General features: G+C 74.7%; 9 protein-coding genes. 6 read left to right on the top strand and 3 right to left on the bottom strand.

What is annotated here, in order from left to right:
* Window positions 1–26: 26 nt before the first annotated feature.
* Window positions 27–593, bottom strand: coding sequence for a sugar O-acetyltransferase (locus A4R25_RS21940; RefSeq protein ID WP_064447909.1), 567 nt, complete (start codon window positions 591–593; stop codon window positions 27–29).
* A 140-nt stretch (window positions 594–733) separates the two neighbouring features.
* Between A4R25_RS21940 and A4R25_RS21935 the strand changes: the two genes are divergently transcribed.
* Window positions 734–4,108, top strand: a complete 3,375-nt coding sequence (locus A4R25_RS21935) for a S8 family serine peptidase (RefSeq protein WP_064447908.1) — start codon at window positions 734–736, stop codon at window positions 4,106–4,108.
* Between the two features lie 51 nt (window positions 4,109–4,159).
* On the opposite strand, the gene dapD is transcribed toward A4R25_RS21935, so the two are convergent.
* A complete protein-coding gene (gene dapD / locus A4R25_RS21930) occupies window positions 4,160–5,119 on the bottom strand; it encodes a 2,3,4,5-tetrahydropyridine-2,6-dicarboxylate N-succinyltransferase (RefSeq protein ID WP_064447941.1) in 960 nt (319 codons plus the stop codon).
* Between the two features lie 105 nt (window positions 5,120–5,224).
* On the opposite strand from dapD, the gene dapE reads away from it, so the two are divergent.
* Window positions 5,225–6,298, top strand: coding sequence for a succinyl-diaminopimelate desuccinylase (gene dapE, locus A4R25_RS21925; protein WP_043328442.1), 1,074 nt, complete (start codon window positions 5,225–5,227; stop codon window positions 6,296–6,298).
* Window positions 6,299–6,344: 46 nt separating this feature from the next.
* On the opposite strand, the gene A4R25_RS31550 is transcribed toward dapE, so the two are convergent.
* Window positions 6,345–6,506, bottom strand: a complete 162-nt coding sequence (locus A4R25_RS31550; RefSeq protein ID WP_166457212.1) for a hypothetical protein — start codon at window positions 6,504–6,506, stop codon at window positions 6,345–6,347.
* 154 nt (window positions 6,507–6,660) lie between these two features.
* Between A4R25_RS31550 and A4R25_RS21920 the strand changes: the two genes are divergently transcribed.
* The 4 genes from A4R25_RS21920 (at window position 6,661) to A4R25_RS21905 (ending at window position 15,368) form a co-directional block, all read left to right on the top strand.
* On the top strand, window positions 6,661–7,542 hold the full coding sequence (locus A4R25_RS21920; RefSeq protein ID WP_043328443.1) for a TIGR00730 family Rossman fold protein: 882 nt from the start codon (window positions 6,661–6,663) through the stop codon (window positions 7,540–7,542).
* 2 nt (window positions 7,543–7,544) lie between these two features.
* Complete coding sequence (locus A4R25_RS21915) at window positions 7,545–8,090, top strand: TIGR00730 family Rossman fold protein (RefSeq protein ID WP_043328444.1); 546 nt, start codon at window positions 7,545–7,547, stop codon at window positions 8,088–8,090.
* Between the two features lie 241 nt (window positions 8,091–8,331).
* Window positions 8,332–11,967 carry an ATP-dependent helicase gene (locus A4R25_RS21910; RefSeq protein ID WP_064447940.1) on the top strand — a complete coding sequence of 1,212 codons (3,636 nt, stop codon included), beginning with the start codon at window positions 8,332–8,334 and terminating at the stop codon, window positions 11,965–11,967.
* Window positions 11,964–15,368, top strand: coding sequence for an ATP-dependent helicase (locus tag A4R25_RS21905; RefSeq protein WP_064447907.1), 3,405 nt, complete (start codon window positions 11,964–11,966; stop codon window positions 15,366–15,368). The genes A4R25_RS21910 and A4R25_RS21905 overlap by 4 nt, the downstream gene beginning before the upstream one ends.
* The last annotated feature ends 117 nt before the right edge of the window (window positions 15,369–15,485 follow it).

Here is a 15,485-nt window from a genome sequence, read left to right as displayed (position 1 = left end):
TCCGCTGGAGCGGTTGTTCCCGCAGCTCAGGATGGCTGAGTCAGGCTTCTGATCGGACGAGCGGGGTTACCCACCGCCACCACATTGGCCGGCAGGTCGCGGGTCACGACAGCGCCGGCGCCGACCACCGTGTTCTCGCCGATGGTCACCCCGGCCAGGACGATCACTCCGCCGCCGAGCCAGACGTTGTCACCGATGGTGATCGGCTGTGCGGATTCCCACTTGGCCCGGCGCGCCTCCGGTTCGACCGGGTGGGTGGCGGTGAGCAACTGCACGTTCGGTCCGATCTGGACGTCCGCGCCGATGGTGATGCGGGCGACGTCGAGGAGGACCGCGTTGAAGTTGACGAACGTGCGCGGGCCGATGTGCGTCTGGTGTCCGTAGTCGCAGTGCAGTGGCGGCCGGACCCAGGCGTCCTCGCCGAGTGAGCCGAGCAGTTCGCGCAGCGCGGCGAGGCGGCCCGCCGGATCGTCGGCGGAGCTGCGGTTGAAGCGTTCGCTGAGCCGGGCCGCACGCGCCAGGTCGGCGATGATCGCGGGATCGTCGGCGATGTACTGCTCGCCGGCCAGCATCCGGTCCTTCATGGAGGTCATCGCTCGATCGTCCCGGCCGGTTCGGGAGTGTGGTGGCGGTTCCGTCGGATCGGCGACTTCCCGATGCATACGCGGTATGCAATGCTGATACCCGCATCGATGTGTCCCTCATCGATGAAACGTTCGACGAAGGAGGAAGGTTGCTCCGGAATCGCAGAAAACTGGGCGCGCTGGGCATGGCCCTGGCGCTGGCGCTCGGTCTGCCGGTGCCCGCGCGGGCTGCCGCGCCCACCGGCCCGACCGCGCCCACCGGCCCGACCGCGCCCACCGGCCCGACCGCGCCCACCGGCCCGTCCGAACAGGCCGGCAACCGCACGGCCACCGTCACCCTGATCACCGGGGACCGGGTCACCGTCACCGGCGGCCACGCCGCGGTACGCCCCGGCGCCGGGCGTACCGGCATCGAGTTCCTGGTCCGCCGCGAGCGCGACCGCCTCACCGTGCTGCCGCAGGACGCGCTCCCGCTGGTCCGCGCCGGCAAGCTCGACCGGCGGCTGTTCGACGTCACCGGGCTGATCGAGGCCGGCTACGACGACGCGCGGCGCGACACCGTACCGCTGCTCGTGACGTACCGGCCGGGGGTGGCCCGGCGCGCGGCGGCTCCGCTCGCCGGCGCCCGGGTGACCCGCGACCTGCCGGCGATCACCGGCGCGGCGGTCGTCGCGTCCAAGAGCGACACCGGCGCGCTCTGGAACGCGGTCAGCGCCGACAGTTCCGGTGCCCGGCTCGACGCGGCGGGGGGTGTCGAGCGGATCTGGCTCGACGGCCGGCGGCGGGTGACGCTCGACCACAGCGTGCCGCAGATCGGCGCGCCGACCGCCTGGGCCGCCGGATACACCGGCAAGGGCGTCCGGGTCGCGGTGCTCGACACCGGCGTCGACCTCACCCACCCGGACCTGGCGGGCAAGGTCGCCGAGTCGCGCAACTTCACCGAGGAGACCAACCCGGACGACATCGTCGGGCACGGCACCCACGTGGCCTCGACCATCGCCGGCAGCGGGGCCGCCTCCGGCGGGAAGTACCGGGGCGTCGCGCCGGACGCCACGCTGCTGTCCGGGAAGGTCTGCGAGGTCTACGGCTGCACCGAGTCGGCCATCCTGGCCGGCATGCAGTGGGCCGCCGCCGAACAGCACGCCACTGTGGTCAACATGAGTCTCGGCGGCGGCGACACGCCGGAGGTGGACCCGCTGGAGGAGGCGGTGGGGACGCTCACCGAGCAGCACGGGACGCTCTTCGTGATCGCCGCCGGCAACGACGGCGCCGACGGCTCGGTCGGGTCGCCGGCCAGCGCCGACGCCGCGCTGGCGGTCGGCGCCGTGGACCGCGACGACGCGCTCGCCGACTTCTCCAGCCGTGGCCCCCGGGTCGGCGACGGAGCGATCAAGCCGGACATCACCGCGCCCGGCGTGGAGATCGTGGCCGCCCGGGCCGCACACGGCGAGATCGGCGACCCGGTGGGCGACAAGTACGCCGCACTGTCCGGCACGTCGATGGCCACGCCGCACGTGGCCGGCGCGGTCGCGCTCCTCGCCCAGCAGCACCCCGGCTGGACGCCCGCCAGCTACAAGGCGACGTTGATGGCCTCGGCGAAGCCGCACCCGGAGCAGACCGCGTACCAGCAGGGCGCGGGCCGGGTCGACCTCGCCCGCGCGATCACCCAGCAGGTGACCAGCGACCCGCCGTCCGTCTCGTTCGGCGTGGCGACCTGGCCGCACACCGACGACCAGCCGATCAGCCGGACCGTCACCTACCGCAACGGCGGGACCGCCCCGGTCACGCTGGACCTGAGCACCGAGTTCACCGGGCCGGGCGGACGGTCCGCACCGGCCGGCATGCTCACCCTCAGCGCCCCCCGGCTCACCGTCCCGGCGGGCGGCAGCGCCCAGGTGACGGTGGTCGTGGACACCCGGCTCGGCGGCGCCGACGGCTACTGGACCGGCCGCCTGGTCGCCCGTGCCGGCGACGCGGTGGCGGTGACCCCGCTCGCGGTCGACCGCGAGGTGGAGAGCTACGACCTGACGGTGACGCACCGCAACCGCTCCGGCGCTCTGACCGGTGACTACTTCACCAGCCTGCTCGGGCTCGACGACGCCAGCTACCGCGACGTGTACGACGCCGACGGCGAGGCCCGGCTGCGGGTGCCAAAGGGCCGGTACGGCGTGCAGAGCCTGATCTTCGCAGCCGGCGACGAGGGCTGGTCGGAGGTCTCCTTCCTCGCCCAGCCGGAGCTGGTGGTGACCGGCAACCAGCGGCTCGTGCTGGACGCGCGGGCGGCGAAGCCGGTCCGTACCACGGTGCCGCAGCGCGGCGCGGCACCGCTGCTGATCGACCTCACCGCGGCCTGGAAGCTTGACGACTTCCAAGCCAGCTTCGGGCTCTGGGCCGACAAGTTCGACGGTCTCTACTCGGGCCAGGTCGGCCGCAACGTCTCCGCCGACCTCTTCGTCGGCGCGGTCGCCAGCCAGTGGACCGAGGCGAAGGCGCCCGAGCGCAGCCCGTACTTCTACGGCCTGAACGAGCAGTTCCCGGGCCGGTTCCCGACCGGTTTCGTCAGGCACTACCGGCCCGCCGACTTCGCCACCGTCACGAGCCGGTTCGCCGCCGGCTACACCGGGATGGACAACGAACGGGTCGTGTTCCCGGAGTCCGACTACGACATCGGCGGCTCGGCGATCGTCCTGCCGGTCCAGGTGCCCGGCAAGCGGATCGAGCACCTCTCCACCGCCAAGACCCGCTGGAGCGCCGAGCTGGACTTCGGTGAGCGGGGCGAGGACGGCTGGCTGGAGGCGCGGGCGGTGCTGCAGTCCGTGCCCACCCGCTACCGGGCCGGGCGCACCTACACCGAGGAATGGAACAAGGGCCCCTTCGGCCCGTCGTTCCCGCAGCCGCGCTGGCCGGAGGAGAGCATCACCCGCATCGGCGACAGCATCGTGGTCTCGCTGCCGGTGCACAGCGACGCGGCCGGCCACCCGGGCGGTTCGCTCAACGACACCGAGCAGACGCGGCTGTTCCGCAACGGCAAGCTGCTCGGCGAGTCGCCCTACCCGGGCTACGGCGAGTTCACGGTGCCGCCGGGCGCGGCGAACTACCGGCTGGAGACCACCGCGACCCGGGGCTTCACCGACCTGAGCACCGAGGTCTCGGCGAGCTGGACGTTCCGCTCCAAGCGGGTTCCGGGCGACGTGCCGGCCCGGCTGCCGGCCATGGCGGTCCGGTTCACCCCGCCGCTGGCGGTGGACAGCTCGGCACCGGCGGGCCGGACGTTCACCGTGCCGGTGGCGGTGCAGCGCCAGCCCGGCGCGCCGTCCGGCCGGGTCGTCGCGCTCACCGTCGACGTCTCCTACGACGGCGGGAAGACCTGGCGCAAGGCGACGGTGAAGAAGCAGGGCGGGGCGTGGACGGCCACCGTCCGGCACCCGGCCGGCCCGGGGTACGCGTCGCTGCGGGCCACCGCCCGTGACGACGCCGGCAACACCGTGACCCAGCGGATCATCCAGGCGTACCGCCTGCGGTGAGCCGGCCGTCCGGGTCCGCGCGGTGGGCGCGGACCCGGACGGGGGTACGGCTCAGTCGTTGGCGTGCAGCGCGGCGTTCAGTTTGATGCCCTGCCCGGTGCGGGGCTTCGCCTCCAGCGCGCCGGTCACCGAGTTGCGCCAGAACAGCAGCCCGTCGACGCCGGACAGCTCGCGGGCCTTGACCGTCCGGCCGTCCGGAAGGGTGATCTTCGAGGCGGCGGTGATGTAGCAGCCGGCCTCCACCACGCAGTCGTCGCCGAGCGTGATGCCGACACCGGCGTTCGCGCCGATCAGGCTGCGCTCACCGATGCGCACCCTCTCCGTGCCGCCGCCGGAGAGCGTGCCCATGATCGAGGCGCCGCCGCCGACGTCGGAGCCGTCGCCGACCACCACGCCCTGCACGATGCGGCCCTCGACCATCGAGGTGCCCAGCGTGCCCGCGTTGAAGTTGACGAAGCCCTCGTGCATCACGGTGGTGCCGGAGGACAGGTACGCGCCCAGCCGGACCCGGTCCGCGTCGGCGATTCGCACCCCGGACGGCACCACGTAGTCGGTCATCCGGGGGAACTTGTCGACCCCGTACACGGCCAGGTGGCGGCCCGCCGCCCGCTCGATGACACGCAGCTCGTCCACCCGCTCCGGCGGGCACGGCCCGGCCGACGTCCAGGCCACGTTCGCCAGCTTGCCGAAGATGCCGTCGAGGTTCAGCTCGTTCGGCCGCACCAGGCGGTGGGAGAGCAGGTGCAACCGCAGGTACGCGTCGGCCGCGTCCTTGATCGGGTCGTCCAGCGAACCGATCACCGTGGTCACCTCGACCGTGCGCAGACCGGGCAGCGCCCGCTCGCCGATCGCGCCCGGCGGCAGGTCGAGCACGTCGGCCTGGTCCTCGCCGGGCACCAGCGGCAGCTCGCCCAGACCCAGCTTGCCGGTCGGGTACCAGGTGTCGAGCACCTGGTCCTCGGCGGTGACGGTGGCCAGGCCGATGCCCCAGGCAGATGGTGCGGACGTCACGATGTCACCCTTCTCCTCCGGCAACGGCGTCCGCCGCTGCTCGCGGCCGCGGGCCTCGCCGAACGTGTTCCCTGGCCCGCCGAGGTTGACGGTACCGTGCGAGACATGCAGAACCCGTTGACCCCCGAGGTCCTGGCCGATCCGGTGGCGCTGACCCGCGCCCTGGTCGACATCGAGTCGGTCTCCCTCAACGAGAAGGCGATCGCCGACTGCGTCGAGGAGGTGCTGCGCCGTGTGCCGCACCTGACCACGTACCGGCACCAGAACACCGTCATGGCCCGTACCGACCTGGGCCGGGCCCAGCGCGTGGTGCTCGCCGGCCACCTGGACACCGTCCCGCTCAACGGCAACTTCCCCTCGACCATGCGCGGCGACCTGATGTACGGCTGCGGCACCTCCGACATGAAGTCCGGCGTGGCGTTCGCCCTGCACCTGGCGGTCACGCTGCCCGACCCGCGCTACGACGTCACGTACTTCTTCTACGAGGCCGAGGAGATCGAGTCGAAGTACAACGGCCTCACCCTGGTCGCGCAGACCCACCCGGAGTGGCTGGAGGCCGACTTCGCGGTGCTGCTGGAGCCGACGTACGGGATCGTCGAGGCGGGCTGCCAGGGCACCATGCGGGCGGTGATCACCACGCACGGGGAGCGGGCCCACGCGGCGCGTTCCTGGCACGGGGTGAACGCCATCCACGGCGCGAGCGAGGTGCTGCGGCGGCTGACCACGTACGAGGCGCGCCGGGTGACGATCGAGGGCTGCGACTACCGCGAGGGCCTCAACGCGGTACGGATCACCGGCGGGGTGGCCGGCAACGTCATCCCCGACCGGTGCGAGATCGAGATCAACTACCGGTACGCCCCGGACCGCGACCCGGCGGGCGCCGAGGCGCACCTGCGCGAGGTCTTCGCCGGCTTCGACCTGGCGGTCACCGACGCGGCGGCCGGCGCGCCACCCGGGCTGGACAACCCGGCGGCGCAGGAGTTCCTGGCGGCGGTGGGCGCCGCCCCGATCGGCAAGCTGGGCTGGACGGACGTGGCGCGGTTCGCGGCCATGGGCATCCCGGCGCTGAACTTCGGGCCCGGCGACCCGAACCTGGCGCACCACAAGGACGAGCACGTCGAACTGACCAAGATCCGGGACGGCGCGGCCACCCTGCACCGCTGGCTCGCCCCGGCCTGACGCGCCGCGATCCGGGGCCCGCACCCGCCTGGCGGGCCCCGGATCGTCAGACGCTGGTCGTCAGGGGCGCGTCCGCCTCGCCGGTCTCGCCGGTGAGGTCGGTGCGGTGGGTCTCCATCATCCGGGCGCGGCGGCGCTCGGCCACCACGTCGCGGATCCGCCGCTGCATCTGACGGCGAATCCGGATCATCTCGCTGTTACTGATCAACGCTGGCTCCTCCCCCGAAGGCGCGTCGCCCGGGGTATACCGGGTATGTGAATAGTAAGACGTACGAGCCAGCGATTTAGTTGCCCGTATCCCAGATTTTCTTCGGCTCCCGGGCCAGCGCGTCCCGCCGGATCCGCTCCATTACGGTGACCACATGGGCGAGAGCAGCGGGAAGACGGCTGGGCAGGGGCAGCGGGGGGAGACGCGTCGGGCGGAACGGCACCGCGGTGCGGTGACGCTGCGCAACCGGGCGATTCCGACGAGTACCGCTGATCAGCGACTGCTCGACTCCCGGGGACGCAGCGACTGGAAGACCAAGGACGCCTGGCGGGCCCTGCGGATCCTGTCCGAGTTCGTCGAGGGCTTCGACACCCTCGCCGACCTGCCCCCGGCGGTGAGCGTCTTCGGCTCCGCCCGCAGCAAGCCGGACAGCCCGGAGTGCCGGATGGCCGAGGAAGTGGGCGCGGCACTGGCCCGGGCCGGCTACGCGGTGATCACCGGGGGCGGCCCCGGCGTGATGGAGGCCGCCAACCGTGGCGCCGGCGAAGCCGGCGGCCTCTCCGTCGGGCTCGGCATCGAGCTGCCGTTCGAGCAGGGCCTCAACGACTGGGTCGACCTGGCCATCGACTTCCGCTACTTCTTCGCCCGCAAGACCATGTTCGTCAAGTACGCCCAGGCGTTCGTGGTGCTGCCCGGCGGCTTCGGCACCCTGGACGAGCTGTTCGAGGCGCTCACCCTGGTGCAGACCGGCAAGGTGACCCGGTTCCCGGTGGTGCTGATGGGCACCGACTACTGGCGCGGACTGCTCGACTGGCTGCGTACGACGATGGCCGCCGAGGGCAAGATCGGCCCGGCCGACCTCGACCTGATCCGGCTCACCGACGACGTCAACGAAGCGGTCCGGCACATCGTGGAGGCCGAGGCGGTGCTCTCCGCCGAGCAGGAGGCGGTACGCGAGGAGGCGGTCGCCCGGGTCGCCGCCGACCAGCGCGCCGCCGCCGAGGCCGCCCCCGAGGGCCCGGCCGGACGGAGCTGAACGTGGCGAACGTCTGTGTCTTCTGCGCGTCCTCCCGTACCCTCGACGACCGCTGGCTCGCGCTGGCCACCGAGACCGGCGAGGAACTCGCCCGGCGCGGTCACACGCTGGTGAGCGGCGGCGGCTGCGTCGGCATGATGGGCGCCGTGGTGGAGGGCGCGCGGGCGGCCGGCGGCCGCACCATCGGCGTCATCCCGCAGTCCCTGGTCGACCTGGAGGTCGCCGACCTGGACTCCGACGAGCTGCTGGTGACCGACAGCCTGGCCGACCGCAAGACGCTGATGGACGAGAAGTCCGACGCGTTCGTGGCGCTGCCCGGCGGCCTGGGCACGTTGGACGAGCTGTTCGAGGTGTGGACCACAGCCACCCTGGCCCTGCACGCCAAGCCGATGGTGATCGTCGACGTGGACGGCTTCTACCGGCCGCTGCTCGACTGGATCCGCGGGCTCGGCGAGCAGCGCTTCCTCAAGCCGGCCGCGCTGGACCTGCTGATGGTCGCCGACAGCGTGCCCGCCGCGCTCGACCTGATCGACGCCCGCCTCACCTGACGCGCGCCCGGCCACCCGTGCTTGTTCACCACCGTCTCGGCGTGCTTGATCGACACTACTTCGGGGAGGTGGTGGTGTCCGGGCGCGCGTGATGCGGCCACTTCGCCGAGGTGGCGTGAACGCATGGAGCCGGGCGTGGGGCGGAGCCGGCAATGGTGCGCGCCGCGGGCAAGGTGAGCTGGTGACGGGCGGGACGACTGTCGGTTTCCGGGTGTCGTACCGGCGTGGTGGGATGTCGGTGATGCAGGCGTACCGGTTGGTGCGCCGGCCCGGCGGCGCGGGGGCGGGGGTCACCCACGACGCCGGGGCGGGGCAGGGGGTGGGTCGGTCCGGTGGGCCGGCCGAGGCGGAGCCGCGATCCGGGGGGTCGGCGGGCGATGCCGCGCACCCACAGACCGCCACGCCGCACGACAGCGCTTCGCCGCAGACCGGGACCGGGGCGTTGTCACCGTCGGCCGCTTCGGCGGGGACCGGGGCCGGGGCGGGCACGAACGTCTCGCGCCGGGTCGATCCGGTGCAGGCCGAGGTGGTCGCGCACACCGACGGGCCGATGCTCGTCGTCGGTGGTCCCGGCACCGGCAAGACGTCCACGCTCGTCGAGGCGGTCGCCGCCCGGGTGGCCGAGGGCGTCGACCCGGAGCGGATCCTGGTGCTCACCTTCGGCCGGCGGGGCGCCACCGAGCTGCGCCACCGGATCGAGGCGCGTATCGCCGGGGACGGACACCGCGTGGTCCGCGAGCCGCTGGTGCGCACGTTCCCGGCGTACGCCTTCGGGCTGCTGCGTCGTGCCGCGGCCGAACGCGGCGAGCCCTCGCCGCGGCTGCTCACCGGCCCGGAGCAGGATCTGATCATCCGCGAGCTGCTCGACGTGGTGGGGGAGGAGCCCGGCGACGACCCGGTCGGCTGGCCGGAGGATCTGCGCCCCGCGCTGCGTACCCGGGCGTTCGCCCAGCAGCTGCGCGACCTGCTGATGCGGGCCGCGGAGCGCGGCGTCGGGCCGGTGGAGCTGGCCCGGCTGGGCGAGAAGCTGGGCCGCGCCGACTGGCCGGCCGCCGCGCGTTTCCTGCGGGAGTACGTCGCCGTGCTCGCCCTGCGCGACGTGAGCAACCGGGGCTCGGTCGCGTACGACCCGGCGGAGCTGGTGCGCGCCGCCACCGGCATGCTGCTCGACGATCCCGACCTGCTCGCCGCCGAGCGCCGCCGCCTGGCCCACGTGTACGTCGACGAGCTGGCCGACACCGACCCGGCGCAGCTCGACCTGCTCGCCGTGGTGGCCGGAGGCGGGCGGTCCCTGGTGGCGTTCGCCGACCCGGACTCGTCCACGTACGCCTTCCGGGGCGCCGACCCGGCCGGCGTCGCCACGTTCCCGCACCGCTTCCGCACCGCCTCCGGCGCGCCGGCGGCCCAGGTCACGCTCACCACCTCCTACCGGGCCGGGCCGGAACTGCTCGCGGCCACCGCCCGGCTGGCCCGGCGGCTGCGCGGCCCGGCGGCGCACCGGCGGCTGCGCCCGCTGCCCGATGCGCCGGCCGGAACGGTGGAGGTACGGACGTTCCGCTCCGCCACCAGCGAGTCGGCCTGGCTGGCGCACGCGTTGCGCGAGGCGCACCTGCTCGACGGCGTGCCGTGGTCCCGGATGGCGGTGCTGGTCCGCTCCACCGGCCGGCAACTGCCGTCGCTGCGGCGCGCGCTGCACACGGCCGGGGTGCCGACCGTCGTGCACGGCGAGGACCTTCCGCTGCACCTCCAGCCGGCGGTCGCCCCGCTGCTGCTCCTGCTGCGCTGTGCGCTCGAACCGGACCGGCTGGACGAGGAGGCCGCTGTCGCGCTGCTGCACTCGCCGCTGGGCGGGGCCGACCCGCTGGCCGAGCGGCGGCTGCGTCAAGGGCTGCGGGCGCTGGCGCTGGCCGGCGGCGACCGCCGTCCCTCCGGCGACCTGCTGGTGGAGGCGCTGCGCGACCCGGCCGAACTGTCCACCATCGAGCGCCGCTGGGCGGCCCCCGCGCAGGCCGTGGCGCACCTGCTGGAGACCGCCCGGCAGGCCGCCGCCACCCCGGGCGCGACGGTCGAGGACGTGCTCTGGGCGGTGTGGCGGGAGAGCGGGCTGGCCGAACGCTGGGCCGGGGCGATCACCAGGGGGCGGGCGGCCACCGGCGAGCACGAGACCGCCCAGCGGTGGCGGGCCGAGGCCGCCGACCGGGACCTGGACGCCGTACTCGTGCTGTTCGACGCGGCGGCCCGGTTCACCGACCGGCTGCCCGGCGCGCGTACCGAGGTGTTCCTCGACCACGTTCTCGGGCAGGAACTGCCCGCCGACACGCTCGCCGCCGCCGCCGACCGGGGCGACGCGGTACGCCTGCTCACCGCGCACGCCGCGAAGGGCCTGGAATGGGATCTGGTCGCGGTGGCCGGGGTGCAGGAGGGCGTCTGGCCGGACCTGCGCCTGCGCGGCAGCCTGCTCGGCTCGGAGCGCCTGGTCGACGTGCTGGCCGGTCGCGCCGACGGGGCCGGCCTGCGGGCCAGCCTGGTCGGGCAGACGTCGGCGTTGCTGGACGAGGAGCGGCGGCTGTTCCACGTGGCGATCAGCCGGGCGCGGCGGCGGCTGCTGGTCACCGCTGTCGCGTCGGCGGCGGTCGGCGGGGACGACCACGAGGAGCAGCCGAGCCGCTTCCTGCACGAAATCGCAGCCGCCGACCCACCCGCCACCGGCGCAGGCGGCACCGCCCCGACCGGCCCGGACCCGACCGGCCCGGACCCGACCGGCCCCGGCCCGGCCGGGAACGGACCGACCGGCCAGGTCACGCGCGGGCAAACCGCTGACGGGCCGGTGCCGCACGGGGACGAGCATCCGCAGGACGGGCCGCCCGCCGTACTCCCGGTCACGCTGCCGCCACGCGGTCTCACCCTGTCCGCGCTGGTGGCGGAGCTGCGTACCGCTGTCACCGACCCGGCGGCGCCGATCACCCGGCGGCACGCGGCGGCGGGTGAGCTGGCGCGGCTGGCCGCCGCCGGGGTGCCCGGCGCGCACCCGGACGACTGGTGGGGGCTGCGCGGCCTCTCCGACGACCGGCCGCTGGTCGACGAGGGCGAGCCGGTGCGGGTCACGCCGTCGGCGATGGAGAGCGCGTTGCGGTGCAGCCTGCGCTGGCTGCTGGAACGGCACGGCGGTAGCGGGCCGGCGAGCGCCGCGCAGGGCGTCGGCAACCTGGTGCACGCCGCCGCGATGCTCGCCGAGGACGCCAGCGTCGACCGGGAGGCGTTGCTGGAGTACGTGGCCGCGCGGTTCGACGCGATCGAGCTGGCCGCCCGGTGGATGGCCGGCCCGGAGCGGCAGCGCGCCGAGGCGATGGTGGACAAGCTGCTTCGCTGGCTGGCCGGAAACCCGCGCCGGCTGCTGGCGATCGAGCACGAGTTCGCGGTCCGCCTCGACGATCCGTCCCGCCCGATCGAGCTGACCGGCCGGGTCGACCGGCTGGAGGTCGACGCCGAGGGGCGGCTCGTGGTGATCGACCTGAAGACCGGCAAGTCGACGGCGGTCACCGAGCGGGAGGTGGCCGAGCATCCGCAGCTCGGCGCGTACCAGGCGGCGGTGGAGGCGGGCGGGTTCGCCGAGTTCGGCGAGGAACCGGGCGGGGCCGCGCTGGTGCAGCTCGGCACCGGCGCGCGGGACGCCAAGGAGCAGACCCAGGCCGCGGCCGGGGAGGGCCCGGAGGCCGGGTGGGCCACCGCGCTGGTGCGCCGTACCGCCGACACGATGGCCGCCTCGACGTTCGCCGCGGTGGCCAACTCCAAGTGCCGGGTCTGCCCGGTGCGCACCAGCTGCCCGGTCTCCGGCCAGGGCCGCCAGGTGGTCGAGCCGCCCCCGGAGAACTCATGAGCGTTCAGCCGGCGCTGTTCGGCGCCTCCGCCACGCCTGCGCCGCGCGCGGCCGACGCCGGGCCCCGCTACACGCCCGTCGAGCTGGCCCGGCTGCTGCGGCTGCCGGCGCCCACCCGGGAACAGGCCGCGATCATCGCCGCGCCGGTGGAGCCGCTGCTGGTGGTCGCGGGTGCCGGCTCCGGCAAGACCGAGACGATGGCCGCGCGGGTGGTCTGGCTGGTCGCCAACTCCTACGTGCGCCCCGAGCACATCCTCGGCCTCACCTTCACCCGCAAGGCGGCCGGCGAGCTGGCGCACCGGGTCCGCACGCGGCTCGACCAGCTCATCCGGCGGCTCGGCCGGCAGGGGCGGGACCCGCACGACGACCCGCTGGCGGGCGAGCCGACCGTGTCCACGTACCACTCGTACGCCGGGCGGATCGTCACCGAGCACGGGCTGCGCGCCGGGTACGAGCCGACCACCCGGCTGCTCACCGAGGCGTCCCGCTGGCAGCTCGTCGACATGCTGGTGCGCAACTACGACGGGGACATGTCCGAGGTGGACCGGATGCCGTCCACCATCACCGACGCGGTCCTGGCGCTCGCCGGTGAGCTGGACGAGCACCTGGTCGACCCGGACGAGCTGGCCGGCTGGACCGGCCGGTTCTTCGCCGAGGTGCAGTCGCGTCCCGGCCGGGTCTACGCCGACGTGCGCAAGGCGCTCCAGCTCCAGCGGACCCGGCTGAAGCTGCTGCCGCTGGTGCGCGCGTACGCCCGGCGCAAGGACGACTTCGAGGCGATGGACTTCGCCGACCAGCTCGCCCGCGCGGCCCGGGTGGCCCGCGACCACCCCGGCGTCGGCGTGATCGAGCGGGACCGGTTCCGGGTGGTGCTGCTCGACGAGTACCAGGACACCAGCCACGCCCAGGTGGTGCTGCTCAACGCGCTGTTCGGCGGCGGCCACCCGGTCACCGCCGTGGGCGACCCGTGCCAGTCCATCTACGGCTGGCGCGGGGCCAGCGCCGGCACGCTGGACCGGTTCCCGGCCGAGTTCGCCCGCACCGACGGCAGCCCCGCCGACGTGCTCAGCCTGACCACGAGCTGGCGCAACCGGCCGGAGATCCTCGGTGTCGCCAACACGCTGTCGGTGCCGCTGCGGGCGGCCGGCGCGCGGGTGCCGGAGCTGCACGCCGCGCTCAGCGTCCGCGACCCGATCCCGCACCGCACCCCGGGCGGGCAGGCCGCCGGCACCGTGCACTGCGCGCTGCTGGAGACGTACGCCGACGAGGCCGACTGGATCGCGGACAGCGTGCTGGCGGCCTGGCGGGGCGCGGCCGGGATGCCCGGCGCGCTGCCCGAGCACATCCCGGCCGACCGCCGCCCGACCACCGCGGTGCTGGTGCGGCTGCGCAGCCAGATCCCGGCGATCGAGGCGGCGTTGCGCGCCCGTGGGCTTCCTGTCGACGTGGTCGGCCTGGGCGGGCTGCTGGACACCCCCGAGGTACGGGACGTGGTGTGCACGCTGCGCGTGCTCGCCGACCCGACCGACGGGGCGGCGTTGCTGCGACTGCTCACCGGCGCGCGCTGGCGGATCGGCCCGCGTGACCTGGTCGCCCTGCACCGCCGCGCTCGCGCGATCGCCCGCAGCCGCCGGGAACTGACCGGCGACGAGGGCCCGGAGATCACCGTGGACGTGCTGGACGAGGCGACGCTCGTGGAGGCGCTGGCGGACCTGGGGCCGGCGCAGGCGTACTCGGCCGAGGGCTACGCGCGGCTGCGCTCGTACGGGATGGAACTGGCGCTGCTGCGCTACCGCCTGGACCAGTCGCTGCCGGAACTGATCGCGGACATCGAGCGGACCATCGGCCTCGACGTCGAGGTGGCGGTCCGGGCCGGCCGGGACGGCGCGGGCGACGCCGGGCTGGCCCGCGCGCACCTGGACGCGCTCGGCGACGTGGCGGCCCGGTTCAGCGGCGAGACGCCCGGCGCGACGCTCGCCGGTTTCCTCGCCTACCTGGCCGCCGCCGAGGACGAGGAGCGTGGGCTGGCGCCGGGCGAGGTCGAGGTGGTGGCCGGCGCGGTGCAGGTGCTCACCTCGCACGCCGCCAAGGGCCTGGAGTGGGACGTGGTGGCGGTGGCCGGGATGACCCGGGGCGTCTGGCCGGGGCCGGTGCGCAACTCCGACCACTGGCTGGGCGGGCTGGGCGTGCTGCCGTTCCCGCTGCGCGGCGACGCGGACGGGCTGCCCGAGCTGGCCCTGCCGGAGGCGGAGGACCAGCGCGGGGTGGCCCGGGCGCTGACCGAGTTCACCGACGACTGGCGGGCGCACGACGAGCGGGAGGAGCGCCGGCTGGCGTACGTGGCGGTGACCCGCCCCCGCCGCCTGCTGCTCTGCTCCGGCTACTGGTGGGGGGAGGGGACCAAGCGGTTCCGCGGCCCGTCGGTGTTCCTGCGGGAGGTGCACGACGCCTGCCTGGCCGACCCGGACGGCCGTGTGGTCGACGCGTGGATGCCCGAGCCGGCCGGGGACGCGGTGAACCCGACCACCGAGACGGTGCTGCGGGCCGAGTGGCCGGCCGACCCGCTGGGCGCCCGCCGGCCCGCGCTGACCGAGGCGGCGGCGCTGGTCCGCCGGTACCTCGCCGACCCGGAGGTGGCCCGGCGCGAGGCGGCGTTGCTCGCCACCACCGGCGCGGCGGAGGACGCCGAGGTGGCCCGCTGGCGGCGTGAGGCCGAGCTGCTGCTCGCCGAGCGGGCGGAGCTGGCCCGGCAGGCCGAGGCGGTCGAGGTCGAACTGCCCGGCCATCTCTCGGTGACCCAGCTGGTGGCGTTGCGCCGCGACCCGGAGGCGCTGGCCCGTACGCTGCGCCGCCCGATGCCCACCGAACCGACGCCGTACGCCCGGCGCGGCACCGCGTTCCACGCCTGGCTGGAGCAGCGCTTCGGCGCGGACCGGCTGCTCGACGTGGACGAGCTGCCCGGCGCGGCGGACGAGGACGCGGCCCCGGACGAGGCCCTGGTCGAGTTGCAGGAGCGCTTCCTGGCCAGCGAGTGGGCCGACCGGGTGCCGGTGGAGGTGGAGGTGCCGTTCGCCACTGTCGTCGCCGGGGTGGTGATCCGGGGCCGGATGGACGCCGTGTTCGCCCGCCCGGGCGGGCGCTACGACGTGGTCGACTGGAAGACCGGGCGGCAGCCCACCGGCCGGGAGGCCGACGCGGCGGCGGTGCAGTTGGCGGTCTACCGGCTGGCCTGGGCGGAACTGGCCGGGGTGCCGGTGGAGCGGGTCGGCGCGGCGTTCCACTACGTCCGGGACTCGGTGACCGTCCGCCCGGCCGACCTGCTCGACGCGGACGGGCTGGCCGATCTGGTGGCCGCCGTGCCGGAAATCCCGGGGGATCTACCGCAGCGCACGAGTCCGTGATACGCTGTCCGGGTTGCAGTTTTGGTTTCCAGAGACTCTGTGTGCGCCTGGCGGATTGTGGCCCCAGGCGCTCTTTGTTGTGTCCGGAGTTCTCCGGGCGGGGCGACCAGCAGCGAC

The organism is Micromonospora sp. NBRC 110037 (genome assembly GCF_001652995.1).
Taxonomy (GTDB): domain Bacteria; phylum Actinomycetota; class Actinomycetes; order Mycobacteriales; family Micromonosporaceae; genus Micromonospora; species Micromonospora chalcea.
Note: the sequence above shows the minus strand (reverse complement) of the source record. Positions and strands in the feature narration are given on the sequence as shown.